This is a genomic window from Staphylococcus sp. NWU MKU2 (genome assembly GCF_033283605.1).
In the GTDB taxonomy this organism is placed as follows: Bacteria; Bacillota; Bacilli; order Staphylococcales; family Staphylococcaceae; genus Staphylococcus; species Staphylococcus haemolyticus.
Genome location: NZ_JAVSMH010000005.1, coordinates 134,177 through 152,432, shown reverse-complemented (window position 1 = coordinate 152,432; position 18,256 = coordinate 134,177). Strand labels below are relative to the sequence as shown.

The 18,256-nt window shown below is 31.5% G+C and carries 18 protein-coding genes and 1 pseudogene; 10 read left to right on the top strand and 9 right to left on the bottom strand.

Annotation, left to right across the window (positions count from 1 at the left end; translation table 11 throughout):
• Positions 1-36: 36 nt before the first annotated feature.
• The 4 genes from SBL15_RS09360 to SBL15_RS09345 all read right to left on the bottom strand — a co-directional run bounded on the left by SBL15_RS09360 (position 37) and on the right by SBL15_RS09345 (position 3,087).
• Positions 37-489, bottom strand: coding sequence for a DUF3021 domain-containing protein (locus tag SBL15_RS09360; RefSeq protein ID WP_037535828.1), 453 nt, complete (start codon positions 487-489; stop codon positions 37-39).
• A complete protein-coding gene (locus SBL15_RS09355) occupies positions 486-926 on the bottom strand; it encodes a LytTR family DNA-binding domain-containing protein (RefSeq protein ID WP_011275020.1) in 441 nt (146 codons plus the stop codon). Before SBL15_RS09355 ends, SBL15_RS09360 begins: the two co-directional genes overlap by 4 nt.
• 123 nt (positions 927-1,049) lie before the next feature.
• Positions 1,050-2,420 (bottom strand): sensor histidine kinase, encoded by a 1,371-nt coding sequence (locus tag SBL15_RS09350; protein WP_107612055.1) that lies wholly within the window; start codon positions 2,418-2,420, stop codon positions 1,050-1,052.
• Complete coding sequence (locus tag SBL15_RS09345; RefSeq protein WP_142837080.1) at positions 2,413-3,087, bottom strand: response regulator transcription factor; 675 nt, start codon at positions 3,085-3,087, stop codon at positions 2,413-2,415. The genes SBL15_RS09350 and SBL15_RS09345 overlap by 8 nt, the downstream gene beginning before the upstream one ends.
• Positions 3,088-3,222: 135 nt before the next feature.
• Here SBL15_RS09345 and SBL15_RS09340 point away from each other — a divergent pair, with 135 nt between their 5' ends.
• Together SBL15_RS09340 and SBL15_RS09335 are read left to right on the top strand one after the other, a co-directional pair.
• Positions 3,223-4,278, top strand: a complete 1,056-nt coding sequence (locus SBL15_RS09340; RefSeq protein ID WP_107609868.1) for an ABC transporter permease — start codon at positions 3,223-3,225, stop codon at positions 4,276-4,278.
• Positions 4,278-4,943, top strand: a complete 666-nt coding sequence (locus SBL15_RS09335; RefSeq protein WP_107612056.1) for an ABC transporter ATP-binding protein — start codon at positions 4,278-4,280, stop codon at positions 4,941-4,943. The genes SBL15_RS09340 and SBL15_RS09335 overlap by 1 nt, the downstream gene beginning before the upstream one ends.
• Before the next feature lie 119 nt (positions 4,944-5,062).
• Here SBL15_RS09335 and SBL15_RS09330 read toward each other — a convergent pair whose 3' ends face one another.
• Positions 5,063-6,019: a YdcF family protein gene (locus SBL15_RS09330; protein ID WP_107613738.1), complete on the bottom strand. Its 957-nt coding sequence runs from the start codon at positions 6,017-6,019 to the stop codon at positions 5,063-5,065.
• A 162-nt stretch (positions 6,020-6,181) separates the two neighbouring features.
• On the opposite strand from SBL15_RS09330, the gene SBL15_RS09325 reads away from it, so the two are divergent.
• The 3 genes and pseudogenes from SBL15_RS09325 to SBL15_RS09315 all read left to right on the top strand — a co-directional run bounded on the left by SBL15_RS09325 (position 6,182) and on the right by SBL15_RS09315 (position 9,582).
• The gene (locus tag SBL15_RS09325) at positions 6,182-6,640 is read left to right on the top strand and encodes a MarR family winged helix-turn-helix transcriptional regulator (RefSeq protein WP_053018363.1); all 459 of its coding nucleotides are present in this window, start codon (positions 6,182-6,184) and stop codon (positions 6,638-6,640) included.
• Between the two features lie 110 nt (positions 6,641-6,750).
• Entirely contained in the window at positions 6,751-8,115 is a 1,365-nt protein-coding gene (locus SBL15_RS09320; RefSeq protein WP_107637747.1) for a zinc ribbon domain-containing protein, read from the top strand.
• Positions 8,116-8,374: 259 nt separating this feature from the next.
• Positions 8,375-9,582, top strand: a pseudogene (locus SBL15_RS09315) (multidrug effflux MFS transporter).
• Between the two features lie 113 nt (positions 9,583-9,695).
• Here SBL15_RS09315 and SBL15_RS09310 read toward each other — a convergent pair.
• A complete protein-coding gene (locus tag SBL15_RS09310; protein ID WP_107612060.1) occupies positions 9,696-10,247 on the bottom strand; it encodes a TetR/AcrR family transcriptional regulator in 552 nt (183 codons plus the stop codon).
• Positions 10,248-10,375: 128 nt separating this feature from the next.
• On the opposite strand from SBL15_RS09310, the gene SBL15_RS09305 reads away from it, so the two are divergent.
• Together SBL15_RS09305 and SBL15_RS09300 are read left to right on the top strand one after the other, a co-directional pair.
• Complete coding sequence (locus tag SBL15_RS09305; RefSeq protein ID WP_011275030.1) at positions 10,376-11,023, top strand: HlyD family secretion protein; 648 nt, start codon at positions 10,376-10,378, stop codon at positions 11,021-11,023.
• 12 nt (positions 11,024-11,035) lie between these two features.
• Positions 11,036-13,090, top strand: coding sequence for a DHA2 family efflux MFS transporter permease subunit (locus tag SBL15_RS09300; RefSeq protein ID WP_107612062.1), 2,055 nt, complete (start codon positions 11,036-11,038; stop codon positions 13,088-13,090).
• 123 nt (positions 13,091-13,213) lie between these two features.
• Here SBL15_RS09300 and SBL15_RS09295 read toward each other — a convergent pair whose 3' ends face one another.
• Complete coding sequence (locus SBL15_RS09295) at positions 13,214-13,861, bottom strand: hypothetical protein (protein WP_107612063.1); 648 nt, start codon at positions 13,859-13,861, stop codon at positions 13,214-13,216.
• A 195-nt stretch (positions 13,862-14,056) separates the two neighbouring features.
• Here SBL15_RS09295 and SBL15_RS09290 point away from each other — a divergent pair, with 195 nt between their 5' ends.
• Positions 14,057-14,956, top strand: a complete 900-nt coding sequence (locus tag SBL15_RS09290; RefSeq protein ID WP_107613371.1) for an alpha/beta hydrolase fold domain-containing protein — start codon at positions 14,057-14,059, stop codon at positions 14,954-14,956.
• Positions 14,957-15,141: 185 nt separating this feature from the next.
• On the opposite strand, the gene SBL15_RS09285 is transcribed toward SBL15_RS09290, so the two are convergent.
• Positions 15,142-15,537: a hypothetical protein gene (locus SBL15_RS09285; RefSeq protein WP_053016604.1), complete on the bottom strand. Its 396-nt coding sequence runs from the start codon at positions 15,535-15,537 to the stop codon at positions 15,142-15,144.
• A 2-nt stretch (positions 15,538-15,539) separates the two neighbouring features.
• Complete coding sequence (locus SBL15_RS09280; protein WP_107613372.1) at positions 15,540-16,016, bottom strand: thioesterase family protein; 477 nt, start codon at positions 16,014-16,016, stop codon at positions 15,540-15,542.
• Between the two features lie 120 nt (positions 16,017-16,136).
• Here SBL15_RS09280 and corA point away from each other — a divergent pair, with 120 nt between their 5' ends.
• Both corA and fni read left to right on the top strand, forming a co-directional pair.
• Positions 16,137-17,084 carry a magnesium/cobalt transporter CorA gene (corA, locus tag SBL15_RS09275; RefSeq protein WP_107612066.1) on the top strand — a complete coding sequence of 316 codons (948 nt, stop codon included), beginning with the start codon at positions 16,137-16,139 and terminating at the stop codon, positions 17,082-17,084.
• Positions 17,085-17,127: 43 nt separating this feature from the next.
• Entirely contained in the window at positions 17,128-18,177 is a 1,050-nt protein-coding gene (fni, locus tag SBL15_RS09270) for a type 2 isopentenyl-diphosphate Delta-isomerase (protein WP_011275037.1), read from the top strand.
• Positions 18,178-18,256: the final 79 nt, after the last annotated feature.

The window sequence follows — 18,256 nt, the reverse complement described above, 5'->3', positions numbered from 1 at the left end:
AAGTGTTTACTTTATAAGGAGCTTTACCATTAGTAATTATTTTTTATTTAATTGGTTATTGATTTCAGAAACATATTTTCTACTTTTTAAAAACTCTATAATCCAAATAATGATGTAGATAATGATGAAATAGAATGTGAAAATAAATATATTTGAAACACTTATCGAAAACCATCCGGATAAAATACCGATTGGTAATAATCCAATATAACTCAACATAAAATGCATTAATGTGCTACGTGTGATACTCCAATCTGTGTGCGAAAAGAAAAAGTTTGCTAAGTAAAATAATGCACCAATTAAAAGCCACAAACAAATGGCGATGAGCATTACTATTGGTTCAGACAAGTGTGAATAATATAACTTACCTAGTGTTGTAACTGGTGAAATTGGATAATATTCACCGCCAGCATTGATATAACTAAAAATGATAGAAAGTGCTAAACCTATAACTAAAGAAATACTAACAAATTGATATAATTTTCTCATAATGAAAGTCTCTCCTTTATGGATTTTAAATATCTTCTAGAGGAGTAGGTATAATCAATATGTTGCAAATAAATTCTAATCAAACCATTAGGTTCTAATTGCAATTTTTTAATCTTATTTATATTTACAATTTCAGATTTAGAAATTCGAATAAATGAAGTAGGAAGTTTTTCTTCAAGTTCATATAATCGTTCTTTCAATTTAAATTGTTCGCCATCTCTAATTGCAATGACTTGATTTTTATGTGTACGAAAACTAATGATGGTTTGAATTTCTATAATATGGATCATGTCATCTTGTTTGCCATAGAGTTGTTTTAAACTATTCAAATCTTCAATATTTGTAATAACTTGCTGTACTTCATCATCAAATTCAGGTGCGTGAATCGCGATATACTTCTCATCTTCTTCGGGTGATATGTGTAACCGTAGTTTCATTCGACTAATGCCTCCTCAACGTCATTTAACCACAAATGTATAGAAAATTTTTAGAACAATATTAAATGGTAGATATATTGAAGTAAGTGGTTAGTTTTGTAAAATAATATCTAATTAAATTGATTAGTTAGTTTCAGGCAATGTCACTGTAAACGTCGTTCCGTCACGTTCATTACTAGTTACTGATATTTGTCCACGATGTAAATGAATGATAGATTGAGTTATTGCTAATCCTAATCCATTGCTATTATCCTCAGCATTACGCTTATAAAAACGATCGAATAGATGAGGTTGCACTGATTCTGGAATGGTATGCCCTTCATTCGTAACGGTAAAATAAATAATTCCTTCGTTAATAAATAATTTCACATCAATCATGCTATTGGGATTAGAATACTTAATTGCATTTTGAATGAGATTAGAACATGCTTGATGTAATAAACGATTATTTCCTCGGAAATGAACCGTATCTATATCAGACATCAACATTAATTGTTTGTTATCTATCCCATATTGCTCGTGACGAATGATGTCAGTTATTAATTCTTTAAAGTGAACATCATCTTCAAATTTTAGATGAGTAGCGTTATCTAGTTCGGATAATAGTAATAATTCTTTTGTTAAATTACTTAAATGCGTAACTTCTTCATGAATTTCATGAATAATCTGATCACGCTCTCCTTGATTTACATTGCTTTGTAACGTACTAAGTAGACGATGAATGTGCGTTAATGGCGTCTTGATTTCATGTGAAACATTTTGAACAAAGTGTTGTCGCATATCATCTACTTGTTTTAAAGATTGTCGCATCGCTTCAAATCGATATTGTAACGTACCAATTTCGTCATGACGACTTTGATAGATTGGTGAATTAAAATCACCATGCATTAAACGTTCAGTTGCTTGCTTCAATATTTTTATAGGTTTAATAATTGAATATGTAGATGCAATAACGAGCGTGATAGATATACTTAATAAGCATATTAAAAGAACAGCTAGAAAAGTGCGAAACTCACTAAATGTTTCACCTATGTCAGGACGCATAAATACGGCAAGCTTTTGATTATTTTGGTTAAAAGGGATACCCACAGTATTATCCGTTTCATTATCAAAAAAGCCAGTTATAAACAGTTCGAAAGGTTTATTTTTAATACCATGGTAGGGTTTACCTTTTAGTACTTGGTTAATAGCTGAATCTGAAATAGTGTCTTTTCGGAATGGTTCACCAAAAAAAGTTTTATGATGTGAGTGATCTACAATCATAATTTGATAGTTCATATCTCCTAAATGTTTAAAATATGATTGAGTGTCAGATTGATTTGAAGATGTATGGAATGCTCTTGCCTCTTCTAAAGTACGCATAATTTTTGCGTCATTTTGTGCTTTTAAATTGAAATGATAGTACACGTTTGCAAAAAGAAAACTGACTAAAGCACTAAAAAGAATGACCGTAATCGTGTAAATAGCAATACGTGTATAAAGCGTCTTAAACATGTGTAATCACCCTGTATCCTTGTCCACGAACTGTTTGTATCTCAATTGTGGCATTTAATTGATTTAAACGATGACGTAGTCGCTTAATGTGAACGTCTATAGTTCTTTCATCTCCCTCATAATCGAATCCCCAAATTCGCTCAATTAGTGTGTCTCTTGTGAAAATATGTTTTGGTTGACCACACAATAAAAATAATAATTGAAACTCTTTTGTAGGCAAATTGACATTTTTAGAGTCGACAGATAATTCCATATACTCTTGAATTAAAGTAACATTTCCTAACTTTATAATGTCTTGAGAATTAATTTGGTAACGTCTTAACACAGCTTGTACTCTAAATAACAATTCTTTTACTTCAAAAGGCTTGGTAACGTAATCGTCTGTCCCACTTACAAATGCACGTTCTTTATCACTCAAAGCATCTCTTGCCGTCAACATTATGACAGGTAGATCAAAATCATTTTTAAGCAATTGACACAACTCAAATCCATCCATGCCAGTCATCATAATATCAACAACTGCAATGTCGACTTTATTATTTGCAAGGTACGCGGTTGCACTTTCACCACTTGCGTGAGTGACGGTTTGAATTTGGGCTGCTTCGAGATGTTGAGATACATAATGTAATATCTTATAGTCGTCATCTACTATTAAACACTTCACCATCAGTTTTACTCCTTTGTTATTCATAAAATGATTATATGAATAACTATATCAAAAAACAATTCTTCTTAAAGTTCATATTCAGTTCATAATGTGTCATTAAACTATGTATTGAAATAGCAGTGGGAGGTACTAAATATGAATTTAGCATGGAAAGAAATAAAATTTTACAGATTTCGTTATACATTAATCATGTTAATTATATTTCTATTGGGAAGCATGGTGTTATTTATTAGTGGATTAGCTCAAGGCTTAGCACGAGAAAACATATCATATTTAAATAATATGCCAGCTGAACATTATATAGTCGAAGATAATAAGGAACCGAAGTTAGAAAGTTCTCAGTTGAACCAATCACAACAAAATAAAATAGAGAATATTATTCATGAAAATGCAACTCAAATGGGGTCGCAAACACTTAAAATAAACCAACAAGATCAAGATGTCATCACGTTAAATACACCTAAACATCTTAAGCCAAAACTTGTAAGTGGTAATTATCCAAAAAAACAGAATGAAATAGCTATTAGTGAGAAACTGACTGGAAATGACTTGAAAGTTGGAGATTCTGTAACTTTTAAAGGACATAATCATAACTATAAAATAAGCGGCATAATGAATGAGTCGATGTACTCACATAGTTCAATGATATTAATGAATAAAGAAGCGTTTAAGTCATTAAATAAACAAGTATCAACATTTTATCCGGTTGACAAAATCAATAAAGATGAAAAACAATCACTTAAACAAATTAAAGGTATTAAGGTTGTAAATGAAAAGGCATTAACTGATAACATTGCTAGTTATCAAGCAGAACAAATGCCACTTAATTTAATGATTATTAGTCTATTCGTGATTACAGCAATTGTTTTAAGTGCGTTCTTCTATGTGATGACGATTCAAAAAATACCTCAAATAGGCATTCTTAAAGCCATAGGTATTAAAACGAAGCATTTATTAACTGCACTTTTATTACAAATTATTTTAACAACAATGTTAGGTGTTATTTTAGCATTTTCTGTCATACTTATATTAAATGCCTTTATGCCTGTAACTATGCCGTTTTATCTAAGTTATAGTCAGGTGTTATTAATGATAGTCGTATTTCTAATTGTAGGGTTAATCGGTGCATTATTATCCTTTATAAAAGTTCTAAAAGTAGATCCTATAGAAGCAATTGGAGGTATGGAATAATGGCATTACAACTCAAACACATTACTAAGACATTTGGCAATGGAGCTGCACAAACAGAAGTATTAAAGAATATTAATTTTAATGTGAATCAAGGTGAATTCATCATACTAAGTGGCGCATCTGGATCAGGTAAATCTACACTTCTTAATATTTTAGGTGGATTACTAAGTCCGACGAGTGGAGATGTTTTGTATAATGGTGAGCATTTATTGTCAAATGAAGTAGATAAAACAAGTCTAAGATTAAATGATATAGGTTTTATTTTTCAATCATCTCATTTAGTTCCGTATCTAACAGTTAGAGAACAATTAATGATTGTAGCTAAAGAAGCGGGTATAAAGCGTAAAGAGGCTAAAGATAAAGCACAAAGACTATTAACTGAGATAGGTCTGAGTCATCGTTTAGATGTTTATCCTCATTTGTTATCTGAAGGAGAGAAACAACGCGTTGCTATAATGAGAGCTTTTATGAATGAACCTAAAATCATATTAGCAGATGAGCCAACTGCCAGTTTAGATGCAGATAGAGCTACATCTGTTGTGCAAATGATTAAAGCACATGTTCAAACTAAAAATATGATTGGTATTATGATTACGCATGATAAAAGATTATTTGAATATGCGGATAGAGTGATTGAAATTGAAGATGGTAAAATCGAGTTATAAAAAATAAACTTAGAAAGTTTAATTAGTTGTGTCATTTAAATCACACAATAATCAAACTTCTCTCAGCTTTAATCATTTTGCGGGAGTGGAACAAAACATACTGTTCCACTCCCGTTTTTTTAAAATAGAATGAAAAGAGAAGCAAAAAATAAAATTGCAAAGTAAATGGTCAATAGTAATTTATATTGATACATTAGTGCTAAGAAATCTCTCACTAATGCGACATCAAAGAAATGATAAGGGGTGTGACTTCCTATACCATCAACTTTCATTCGATTCGTATGCGCAAATTTCATTCCTCGTAAGATATGAAATTGGCTCGTAACACAAAGTATATTGGGGCTATTTGAGTATAGGTTGTGTATGACTTTTTTTGAATAATAGAAGTTTTCAAACGTATTTGTAGATTGAGATTCCATAATAATACTAGATTGGGGAACCCCATGTTGTATTAAATAACGCTGCATCGCTAATGCTTCAGATATGGGTTCATCTGGCCCTTGACCACCACTAACAATTATTTTACATTTGTCAGTTTGATGTTGATATACACTAAGTGCACGATTTAATCTTTCGGCTAACATTGGTGTAACTTTTTCTGTGAAAATTCCAGCTCCTAATACCATAATTAAGTCGTACTGCTTATGAGTTGAGATGCGACCTAAAGCTGATGACCAAGACATGTAAAGCAATAATGCATAACAAGTACTTATAGCAATCATAGTTAGCCACAAGAAAACACCATTAATTATAGGAATAGGCATAGTGCTAAGATATGCAAAAATCGATGTAAAGAGCACTCCTAATATGAGATATTTCGTCATTTTATTTAAAAAAGCTTGACCTTTTTGTAAGGAGAAAAGATGGTTGTGCTTTACTAGTAAACCAACCATAGTAATAATCATGATTATTATAAGTGTAGTAGGGAGTGTCATTGTTAATAGATTCAAAATAGTAATCAACATACATAATATAATAGTTGTAATAAACAATCTTAAATTCAGAAGCCATTTCACGTTGAATAATACACCTAGTACAGACAATAACACAATGAGAGCTAAGATAATTGCGATCATAAGGAATACCTCTAATTTCTTTATATATATAAATGTAATCGAACAACTTACCTATTAGCAACTATTAATAGCGTAATTAGGTTTTCAAGAGAATTGTTTATTGATATTATTTAACAGAGTATGTAAAACGCTATTGATTACTATTTAACGAGGAGTAAAGTAATGAGCATAATTTCAAGAAACCACATCGAATTTATGAAGCAATTCATTGATGATACTAATACTTTAACTGCAAAGTTATTAAAAGATCAGCAAAGCAAGTATGGTATTTCAATGGAACAATCCAATGTTCTAAGATTGCTAAGCCATCATCAAGTATTATCAATTACTGAAATAACTGAAAAACAAGGTGTTAATAAAGCAGCAGTAAGTCGACGTATCAAGAAACTAATCGATAGTGGCTTCGTAGCATTACAAAAGCCAAATAACAATATTGATCAACGACTAAAATATGTTGCTCTAACGGAAAAAGGTAGAAAATATACTGAAGAAAACAATAAAATTGTTAGCGATATGGTTAGTGATATGGTAGCTGATTTATCAAGTAAAGATATTGAGAAAGCTTTAAGTGTATTATATATAATAGATGAGAGAGTAAAAAAATTTAATTCAAAAGTTTAAATTAGTATGAAGGTCTAGAATGATTATTATATAATAGAAATCATATTCTTATTTGAAATTAAAATATCAATCGATAAATATATTCTAGTAGAGGGGAAGTTGGTGACTAAATGAGAACATGCCCGAAATGTGGACAGAAAATTGATAGCAACTTAAACAAATGTCCTAATTGTGGGAAAAAATTAGACAATAAAGACAATCAAATAAACTCCCCTCAAATCAACACATCTAATATTAGGATAAGAAAGTTTATTCCTTGGGCTATCGTTGCGTTTATCATTGTTTTACTAATTATTGTGTTTGTATTGGTTAGAAATTACAATTCACCTGATGCACAAACAAAGATTTTAGTTAATGCAATTGATAATAATGATTCACAAAAAGTAGCGACGCTATTAAGCTCTAAAAATTCTCATATAGATTCAGATGAGGCAAGTGTATATATAGACTATATTAGAAGTGAAGTTGGAATGAAGAAATTTGCGCGCGATATTAAATCTACAGTAGAAACACTCAATAAAAGTGATTCTAAAGAGGCAATTAATTTAAAAACGCGTGCAGGTAATAACTACTTACGGGTAAGTAAAAATGGTACACGATTATTAATATTCGATAATATGAGTTACACTGCTCCGACAAAGAAGGCAATTGTGAAACCTAAATTGGATACGAAATATGAATTTAAAGATGGTGGAAAAAAGAAAACAGTTATTGCTGATGCGAATAAGACGACTTCACTAGGTACTTATATCCCAGGTATATATTCTGTTGATGCTAAAAAAGAAACAGAATATGGAGAGTTTAGTGGTCAACTTAAATTTGACTTTAGATATGGAAAGAGTAACACAGTTGAAGTAAATGAAAACTTCAACGAAGCGTTATTAACAGTCAAATTAAAAGGAAAAAGTGATTTAGACAAAGACTCATTGAAAGTTGAAATTAATGATAAACAAATGAAATATAGCAGTTCTAGAGAATATGGACCTTATCCTCAAACGAAAGATGTTACAGTTTCTGCACTAGGTAAGGCAAAAGGGAAAACATTCCATGCAGAGACAAAAACAATCAAAGCAAGAGATTTAGGTAATATTAATAGTGCTACACTAGAGTTTGATGATGAAGAGATTAGTGACTATATCGAGGAAAAAGAAGCGGAAGAAAATAGTTTGAAAACAAAGCTAAGTAATTTCTTTAGTAATTATTCTTTCACTTTGAATTCAGCTATTTCACAAAGTGATTTCAATTTAGTGAGTACATTTTTAAAAGATAAATCGAGTATCTATAATTCTATAAAAAACAATTTAAACCAATCAGTAGCCTTTATTAATCCACAAGTTATAAGTGCTAGTCAAAAAGGCACCACGATTAATACTAAAGTGCAACATTTAAATAGCAGTGGGCAGTATGAAACCACTAATTATGAATTAAGAGAAGATAGTGATACGGGTAATATTCAATTAGTTGATTCAAAATAAATGAATGAGTAGCGATCGATATTGTATCTTTAACATTCATTCTAAATAAGTATTTGTAGACTGAACTGAGAAGGTGATTAAATGAAGCTTTTCTCAGTTCTAGTCATTTATAAGAGAATGAACGAAACACAAACTTAAAATTTCAATAAGTGGTTTAAAAATTCGAAAGCTAGAGTAATATTAAAGCATGTTTTATTCCAACTTATTAAATTTTAATCAATACATAAAAATATGAAACCTAAAAGGGTGGGATAATATAATGGATGTAGAGCAAAAGCAAAAGAAAAATTCACCGTTATTTATTATTATATTGGGTGCTTTAACTGCTATAGGTGCTTTATCTATAGATATGTTTTTGCCAGGGCTACCAGAATTAAAAAATGATTTTAATACGACTACTGCTAATGCACAACTAACTTTATCTTTATTTATGATAGGTTTAGGGTTAGGTAATCTATTTGTAGGTCCAATATCCGATAGTATTGGGCGAAAGAAACCACTAGTTATATCTATGATTATATTTGCTTCAGCAAGTTTAGGTATTGTCTTCGTTGAAAATATTTGGATTATGGTATTTCTTAGATTTATTCAAGGATTTACTGGAGGCGCTGGAGCAGTTATATCAAGAGCGATTGCTAGTGACATGTATCGTGGAAATGAACTGACTAAATTTTTAGCACTACTCATGCTAGTTAATGGTGTAGCTCCTGTGATTGCACCCGCTTTAGGTGGCTTAATATTGAGTTTTGCTGTTTGGCGAATGGTTTTTGTCATTTTAACGCTATTTGGTGTATTAATGGTGTTAGGTTCATTGTTTAAAGTTCCTGAATCTTTATCGGTAGAAAATCGTGATAGCAGTGGAGTGAATGTGATTTTTAGTAACTTTAAAAGTTTACTCACAACACCACGATTTGTCTTACCAATGCTCATTCAAGGCGTTACATTCATCATGTTATTTAGTTACATTTCTGCATCACCATTTTTAGTTCAAAAAATATATGGTGTTTCGCCATTACACTTTAGTTGGATGTTTGCAGAGTGGGAATCACACTTATTATTGCGAGTCAGATTGCTGGAAAATTAGTAGACTATTTTCACCCACAAGTGCTACTACGTGCATTTACAATTATCCAAATCTTTGGCGTTGTGATTGTATCGTTAACATTAATAAATCATTGGCATTTTGCGTTATTAGTTATAGGTTTTATCGTTTTAGTGGCACCTGTTACAGGCGTCGCGACATTAGGATTTTCAATTGCAATGGAAGAACGTACAACCGGAAGCGGGAGCGCATCAAGTTTATTGGGATTATTACAATCTTTATTAGGCGGCCTTGTGACACCACTTGTTAACCTAAAAGGTGAATATAACAGTATGCCTTATATCATTATTATTAGTCTCACAGCAATTTTACTTATCATTTTACAATTATTAAATATTAAAGTATTTAAGCATGACAAAGTATAAAAGAAACTAAATTAATTATTATGCTACGATGAAATAATTAAATACAGTATCAAAGTGAAGAAGCCATTAATCGAGTTAACTCAATTAATGGCTTCTTCATTGATTAAATGCAACTATCTTTGAACTTTTAAAGTATTAGCTAGTAATGCACTTGCTACTTCATCCGGGCTTTCTTGACACCCTAATCTTAACCAATTTAAAATGACACCTATTTGACCACTCATTGTATAAGTTATAAAAAAAGGCACGTTTTGAATGGTTGTATTATTTTCTCCTAAAAATCTTGCGTAATATTGTTTCGTAATATCAATATATTCCATAACTAATTCTTTATTTGGATGAGAAATAAAAATAGCGTGGTAAAACGCTTTTTTTCTATAGATATATTTTAGAATAATATGAAAGAATTTATAAACTTTTTCAGGATTTTTTTTTATATTATCAAAATTAAAAGAGAATGTGTTGAGTAAGTGTTCATATTTATTTAAATGATAATTTTGGATTTTTGATAGCAAGTCAAATTTATCTTGAAAGTGATCATAGAAAGTTGACCGATTGACATTACTATTTGCGCAAATCATCTTTATAGATATATTTTCGAAGGGATAAATTTCTAATAAATCAATTAAACTTTTTATAATTTTATATTTAGCATTTTGCTTCATCTTGTCACCTGATTTATCTCGTACTTCATTTAGCCGACAATTTACTAATAATTGTTGGTGTTAATTTTATTTATATGTCTTTATAATATTAAAAGTGATTTTGAAAAGCAAATAGGAGGAAATGTTCAATGAAGAAAATGGTGTTAATTAATATCATCACAATCGTTGTTCTAGTTGTAGTTGGTATTGTAGGTTTCTATTTATATCATAATGCTACAAGCTTTGTAACAACTGATAATGCCAAAGTTGATGGAGAACAAATTCAAATCTCTAGCCCAACTTCAGGTCAAATTAAATCCCTTGATGTAAAACAAGGGGACAAAGTTAAAAAAGGTGACAAAGTAGCAGAAGTGAGTGGTCAAAGCCAAAGCGGTGAGTCACAAACAATGGATATCAAAATGCCACAAAACGGAACTATCGTTAAAACAAGTGGTATGGAAGGTTCAGTTGCACAAGCAGGTTCACCAATTGCTTATGCTTACAATTTAGATGATTTATATATTACAGCAAATATTGACGAAAAAGATGTTAGCAGTGTAGAAAAAGGCGACAAAGTTGACGTAACAATCGACGGTGAAGATTCTGACGTTGACGGTAAAGTTGAAGAAGTAGGCCAAGCAACTGCAGCTAGCTTCTCATTAATGCCATCATCTAACACTGACGGTAACTACACTAAAGTATCTCAAGTAGTACCAGTTAAAATTTCTTTAGATTCTGCACCATCTAAAAATGTTGTTCCTGGAATGAACGCTGAAGTAAAAATTCATAAAGACTAAGGAGGTCATAGAATGACAACGACCTTCATTGTTGGATATATTGTTTTAGCGGTCATTTTAGTTGGTTTAGTTAACGTTCTTGTGTTGAAATCACGTAAGAAGCGTAAGAACCAAGCTAGGGGACAACACGTAAATGAAGAATCTAAAAGTCAAAGTAATCCATCTAAATTTAAAATCAGTGACTTAGACCGAGATAAAGCGTTGAATCGTACGCAAGATTCTCAAAGAGACGATGATAAACAGCGTCACACGAACTCTGAAGATAGACACATTGAAAATGATAAACGAAAAAATCATTTCGAGAATGAACAAGATCAGCAAGATCATGTATCAGAGCAAATGCATCCTGAGCAAAAGCAAGCATCACATTCCTTACATTATGCTGATGATGCTACTGAGGATGACAAGCAAGATGATGATGTAAATAATCAACATCTACCTAAGGATTCAATTTATGAACCGATTAATCCTGATTCTCAAGAAGGACGTGTAAACGAACGTATTAAGAAACAAAAAGAAGATTTTGTTTTTGGAAAAGGGATTACAAGAAATAAAATTTTAGCAGCAATGTTGTTTGGTATGTTTATAGCCATCTTAAACCAAACGTTATTAAACGTTGCATTGCCTAAGATTAATACAGAATTCAATATTTCTGCGTCAACTGGACAATGGTTGATGACAGGATTCATGTTAGTAAATGGTATTTTAATTCCAATAAGTGCGTTCTTATTTAATAAATACTCTTATCGTAAGTTATTTATTATTGCACTTTTATTATTCACCATTGGTTCACTTGTCTGTGCACTTTCTAATAACTTCCCTATGATGATGGGTGGACGTGTACTACAAGCCATTGGTGCTGGTGTATTAATGCCATTAGGTTCTAACGTAATCGTTACAATCTTCCCACCTGAAAAACGTGGCGTTGCAATGGGAACGATGGGTATAGCAATGATATTGGCGCCAGCTATTGGACCAACTTTATCAGGTTACATCGTTCAAAATTATCATTGGAACGTTATGTTCTATGGTATGTTCTTCCTAGGAATTGCTGCAATGATATTTGGCTATTTCTGGTTCAGATTATATCAAAGAACAACAAATCCAAGAGCCGACTATCAAGGTATCGTTTACAGTACGATTGGATTTGGTGCACTATTATACGGATTTAGTGAAGCCGGTAATAAAGGTTGGGGTTCAGCTGAAATCGTAACGATGTTCATAATTGGTGCGATATTCATTGCTGCATTCGTCATTCGTGAATTAACAATGAGAGCGCCAATGTTAAATCTTGAAGTGTTGAAATCATCAACATTTACATTAACAACTATTATTAACATGGTTGTTATGATGAGTTTATTCGGTGGTATGATTTTATTACCTATCTACTTACAAAATTTACGTGGTTTCTCAGCACTTGATTCAGGACTGTTATTACTTCCTGGTTCATTAGTGATGGGTATATTAGGACCAATCACTGGTAAGCTACTTGATACTATTGGTTTAAAACCTTTAGCATTGTTTGGTATAGCTGTAATGGCTTACGGAACATGGGAACTTACTAAATTAAATATGGATACATCATATCTTCATATAATGAGTATATATGTGATTCGATCATTCGGTATGGCGTTTGTAATGATGCCACTTATGACAGCAGCCATTAACGCACTGCCACCAAGACTTATTTCTCATGGTAATGCATTCCTAAACACGATGAGACAATTGGCTGGTTCAATTGGTACTGCGATTCTTGTTACTGTTATGACGACGCAAACAACAAATCATGTTGGTGCGTTTACAGATGAATTAGATAAAACAAATCCTGTGATCCAAGACCACGTCCGTCAAATGGCGGCACAATATGGTGGTCAATCTGAAGCATTACAAGCTATCTTAAAATACGTAAATCAGCTTGCATATATCGAAGGCATTAACGATGCATTCTGGATTGCGACTGGATTAGCAGTCTTAGCATTTATTTTAAGTTTATTCTTAAAAGGTAAAAAAGGCGCTGATGCAGAACATGAAAGAATGATGCATGCAGAAAGTAATAAATTTAAATAAAATGATGTTGGGGGACATTATTTTTAAAGTATCCGTACACTTCTTTAAGTGTGATCGATACTTTTTTTATTAGAAAAAAGCCATTGTGACTAAATTATCGCGTCTACAATGGCAAAAAATATATTATTTGATTTTAGGATGGTTCGTTTTCCGATTTCTGAAAAAGAAACTAACAATTAATAAAGCTAGACTACATACTAATAAAATAAGTGCATTATGAATAGCATCCGCTTCACTAATAATTTGATTAGCAGAAACATTTAATGAGAAACTTTGTAGTTTATCAGCAATTCGTTGACCAATTACTTGTATTGCATATCCAAAATACAGTGACATGATTAATAATATTGAAATCACAATAAAATTTAAAATCTTTAATAAAGTTCGATTGAAGATAATAGTCAAAATAGTGATAACTAAACTTACAATTGTTAAAATGAAAAATGTATTAAAAACGAATACGAGACGATTGGCCACATCTTCAAGATTAGCTAATTGGCTTAAATTAATATTAAATGTACCTATTTGTGTAACCGTATTCTGAAAATCTTTAATCTGACCGTAACTAATGGGTTGATTAGCAAATGCTAAATTAAAGATAGGTTGTTTGTACATACTATAACCCGTAATAGCTACTAATATGAAAATTATGATTTGGATAATTAAACTCACCCAAGATCTTCTTTTTCGGTTGTTACGATTAGAACGAAGATAGTTGTGATTATCAATAGGAGGTCTATTATCATATTGTGTTGTTTTTCTTTCTGACACTTTTCTAACTCCTTTTCTATAATTCATTTGTTTTCTAAGATTGACTAATTTATACTGAATTTAATATGCAATTAACAATATTATATTAAATATTTAATCATGATTTTTTAGAACATAGTTTTCATTATATCGCTTTTTGTGCTTAATGTAATGACGTTTAAGTAATTTATTATTAATTAAGGTAGGTAGAATTTTATGAGATCACATATGGTTAATCGAATCATCAATCGATACTTACTGCACAATCGTTCAATAATGTTTGATAATGATTCAGATTTCGATAAGTTCATGGATAAAAGAAAAGATATTAATCAAGCGAAGCATAAACAACCTTCAAGTTTAAATGTTAAATCTAATTTAGATAAGTTGTCACACGATGATATGCAAGTATTTAGATTTAACTTTCGTCATGAAACAAAAAAGAAAATTCTCTATATTCATGGTGGTTATAATACGTTACAACCCTCACCATTTCATTGGAGATTTATGGATAAACTTGCACTTAGTACGCTTTATGAAGTTGTGTTGCCAATTTATCCTAAAGCACCAGAACACAATATTCAAGACACATTTAAAGCAATCGATGGGATATATCAATCTTTATTAGAAGAAGTGGATGCCAAACATATCGTTATTATGGGAGATGGTACTGGGGGGGCATTAGCACTAAGTTACGTTCAACAACTTGTGGCTAATAATCAACCATTACCTAATAAAGTTTATCTACTTTCACCAATGTTGGATGCAACATTGACTAATCCTGAAATTACTGAGGATTTAAGCAATAAAGACCGTTTCGTCAATAGGGATGGTTTGCAACGTATATTCAATGTATGGACGCAAGGAGAAGCACTAGCTAATCCATTAATATCACCAATTTATGGACAACTACACGATTTACCACCTATCGTTATATTCGGTGGTGGCAGAGAAATTTATCATCCAGATATGAAGCGTTTTGTATATAATTTGGAGGAAAAGGGACAACCAGTTCAATTCTTTGAGTATCCGAAAATGTTCCACGATTTCCCTTTATTCCCTATACGTGAGTCACACAAAGTAATTAAACAAATCACTAAGACGATTGATGCATAATTAACATCAAACAAAACATAGCTTGATAAAAAAAGTACTCTAAGTCTATTTAGCAGATATGACGTAGGTAATTGAACTGAGAAGGGCATTTAATTGGTCCTTCTCAGTTCTTTTTGTTGAAGATGAGTTCTCGTCTTCTGTCACTTCATATCATGAAATATGAATAACTTCATTGTTCTAAATTTTTAAATTAAATTTTGAACTTTAGTTATAACCGTTTGTTGACCTAAGTTATGATAATAATTGTCTATGCCTTGTGCCAAATCTATTTGAGATACGTCTTGTTGATTTAACAAATTCACTAAATTCGATGATAAGTTCGCAAATTGACTTGCATAGTCATTTAATAAGCGTTTCAAAACTTCTTCATTTTCCTCTGATGCAACGATATTTTGTAATGCTTCAATAGCCTGTTTCTGTCCTTGATAATAACTAATATTAAATGCTCTTTTAAGCAATTCCTGACTAGGACCATTCATAAATAATTGTTTCGTACTATTGAGTTCTATTAAGTTTACTTTAAGCTCATCATTTAAATCATATAATAATTCTAATAGTTGATTGCGGAATTGTGATACCATTTTTAGTTCTCCTTTTTAGGTATTCCTATTTGATGACCTAATTGTTTAGGCCAATCAATAGTACCTTGGTGACTATAATAATTAGCAATGCTTTGATGATAATCACTTGGAAAAGGATCAGACTTACGTTTGTTACTATCAATTCCCATCATGATCACTTCGTTAGTTGCAGCTAGTTCACCTTCATCTGTATAAAGCATTAAAAAGAAATGTACACGCTTATAATCATAATCATAAATATAAACTTCGATTCGGTAAGCTGAATTAAGTGATAACTCTGCTAGATACGTCGTATGTTCTTCTAAAGTGAACATTGTGTATTGAAGTACCTCACGTTCCTTTAAAGAAAGTCCATGCGTGTAGTTAAATTCATTTACAGCTTCACTAAACACTTTATTATATTCTGAGTCATGCATGTGGTTGTTATGATCAATTTGATTTGCTTCTACTACTTTATTAATAATTACAGGATTACTCATTACTAAAGACCTCATTCATATATTGATAATTCTATTTTACTAAATAAAAATAACACATACACATGATTTAATTCATGGTAGAATGAAAGACGTATGGTTATGTAGGAGGTAAACGTAACAATGACTATGACAATTCGATATCAAACTAAAAATCAATCGCTCACTCAAGTTGATAGTGTGAAGGAGATTCCTGAAACAGCAACAATTGTATGGTTTGATTTTGAAAATGCAACACAAGCAGAGAATGATTATTTAATCAGTCAATTTGAATTTAACTATTTAGAGTTAGAAGACGCCATTACAGGTGTGCCACGTGTAAAATATAAATCCTATGAATCATATCAATATTTAGTATTTCACAGTATGTACAAAGATGATTTTTCTCCAATTTCCTTAAATGTATTTTTAAGTGAGAGAGTACTTGTTACATATCACCACAAACATTTTGAATCGTTAAATGAAGTGGCTAAAATGAATGCACAACATCATGATCCAGACTTGGATTGTGCAGATATAGTGATACATATTTTAGATATGATGGTTGATAAATATTTTGAATTCGTATATACAATTGAGGATAAAACATATAACTTTGAAGATGCACATGTAGATGATACTCAAAGTAAAAAAATAATGGATAATGTTTTTCAAATTAAATCTGATTTAATCAAAATTAAAAGGGTATTATTCCCTATGCAAGAATTAGTTAATACAATTAAAACTGAAGGTAATTTGATTGTAGATAGTAAGCATTCGATGTATATTCAACATATCGATGACCATCTAATAAAGCAAAATAATATCATAAGAACATCACAGGAGATGGCTAATGAAATAAGAGAGAACTTCGAATCTTATTCATCATTTCGAATGAATAGTATCATGCAAGTATTAACATTGGTTTCAGTCATTTTCTCACCTTTAACATTTATTGCAGGTGTCTATGGCATGAATTTCGAATATATGCCAGAACTTAAATGGCAATATAGTTATCCAATTTGTATGATCGTCATGTTAATTATAGCTATTGCATTGATTATCTTTTTCAAAAGAAAAAAATGGTTCTAATATAATTGAAACTTTATTAATTTAAGCAAAGGTAGGTATAAAGATGAGTGACTTTCAAAGAGAACAGAGGAAAAATGAACATGTTGAAATAGCAATGGCTCAAAGTGATGCACCTCAATCAGACTTTGATCGAGTAAGATTCGTGCATCATTCAATCCCTAGCATAAATGTAGATGAAGTAGACTTAACAAGTCGAACAACAGATTTTGATATGACATATCCTATTTATATCAATGCGATGACAGGCGGCAGTGAATGGACAAAACAAATTAATGAGAAGCTTGCAGTTGTCGCTAGAGAAACTGGATTAGCAATGGCTGTAGGCTCTACACATGCCGCTTTGAGAAATCCTAAAATGGCGGAATCATTCAGTATTGCACGTCAAACCAATCCAGAAGGTATAATCTTTAGTAATGTTGGTGCCGATGTTCCTGTAGATAAAGCCGTAGAAGCGGTTAGTTTATTAGATGCACAGGCTTTACAAATTCATGTGAACGCACCACAAGAACTTGTGATGCCTGAAGGGAATCGTGAATTCTCGACTTGGTTAGATAATGTAGCAGCTATTGTTCAACGTGTTGATGTTCCAGTTATTATTAAAGAAGTTGGCTTCGGCATGAGCAAAGAATTATATAAAGATTTAATTGATGTTGGTGTTACATACGTTGATGTAAGTGGTAAAGGTGGAACAAACTTTGTCACAATTGAAAATGAGCGTCGTTCAAATAAAGATATGGACTATCTTGCAAATTGGGGACAGTCAACTGTAGAGTCATTGCTTGAAAGTTCAGCTTATCAAGATTCACTTAATGTCTTTGCTAGTGGTGGTGTACGTACACCTCTAGATGTTGTTAAGAGCCTAGCATTAGGTGCTAAAGCTGTAGGTATGTCTCGACCATTCTTAAATCAAGTTGAAAATGGGGGCATTACGACAACGATTGAGTATGTTGAGTCATTTATTGAACATACGAAATCAATTATGACAATGTTAAATGCGCGAGATATTAGTGAATTAAAACAAAGTAAGTTCGTTTTCGACCATAAGTTAATGTCATGGATTGAACAACGTGGTTTAGACATTCATAGAGGGTAATAATGAATAGGTTATTCAACCATAATTCGCATTAATAAATTACACAAATAAAGCAAGCTGAGAGTTTGGACTCCCAACT

Excerpts from the sequence above, each read along its gene's own strand:
- SBL15_RS09360 (WP_037535828.1), bottom strand. The coding sequence starts at position 489 with ATGAGAAAATTATATCAATTTGTTAGTATTTCTTTAGTTATAGGTTTA.
- SBL15_RS09355 (WP_011275020.1), bottom strand. The coding sequence starts at position 926 with ATGAAACTACGGTTACACATATCACCCGAAGAAGATGAGAAGTATATC.
- SBL15_RS09350 (WP_107612055.1), bottom strand. The coding sequence starts at position 2,420 with ATGTTTAAGACGCTTTATACACGTATTGCTATTTACACGATTACGGTC.
- SBL15_RS09345 (WP_142837080.1), bottom strand. The coding sequence starts at position 3,087 with ATGGTGAAGTGTTTAATAGTAGATGACGACTATAAGATATTACATTAT.
- SBL15_RS09340 (WP_107609868.1), top strand. The coding sequence starts at position 3,223 with ATGAATTTAGCATGGAAAGAAATAAAATTTTACAGATTTCGTTATACA.
- SBL15_RS09335 (WP_107612056.1), top strand. The coding sequence starts at position 4,278 with ATGGCATTACAACTCAAACACATTACTAAGACATTTGGCAATGGAGCT.
- SBL15_RS09330 (WP_107613738.1), bottom strand. The coding sequence starts at position 6,019 with ATGATCGCAATTATCTTAGCTCTCATTGTGTTATTGTCTGTACTAGGT.
- SBL15_RS09325 (WP_053018363.1), top strand. The coding sequence starts at position 6,182 with ATGAGCATAATTTCAAGAAACCACATCGAATTTATGAAGCAATTCATT.
- SBL15_RS09320 (WP_107637747.1), top strand. The coding sequence starts at position 6,751 with ATGAGAACATGCCCGAAATGTGGACAGAAAATTGATAGCAACTTAAAC.
- SBL15_RS09310 (WP_107612060.1), bottom strand. The coding sequence starts at position 10,247 with ATGAAGCAAAATGCTAAATATAAAATTATAAAAAGTTTAATTGATTTA.
- SBL15_RS09305 (WP_011275030.1), top strand. The coding sequence starts at position 10,376 with ATGAAGAAAATGGTGTTAATTAATATCATCACAATCGTTGTTCTAGTT.
- SBL15_RS09300 (WP_107612062.1), top strand. The coding sequence starts at position 11,036 with ATGACAACGACCTTCATTGTTGGATATATTGTTTTAGCGGTCATTTTA.
- SBL15_RS09290 (WP_107613371.1), top strand. The coding sequence starts at position 14,057 with ATGAGATCACATATGGTTAATCGAATCATCAATCGATACTTACTGCAC.
- SBL15_RS09285 (WP_053016604.1), bottom strand. The coding sequence starts at position 15,537 with ATGGTATCACAATTCCGCAATCAACTATTAGAATTATTATATGATTTA.
- SBL15_RS09280 (WP_107613372.1), bottom strand. The coding sequence starts at position 16,016 with ATGAGTAATCCTGTAATTATTAATAAAGTAGTAGAAGCAAATCAAATT.
- corA (WP_107612066.1), top strand. The coding sequence starts at position 16,137 with ATGACTATGACAATTCGATATCAAACTAAAAATCAATCGCTCACTCAA.
- fni (WP_011275037.1), top strand. The coding sequence starts at position 17,128 with ATGAGTGACTTTCAAAGAGAACAGAGGAAAAATGAACATGTTGAAATA.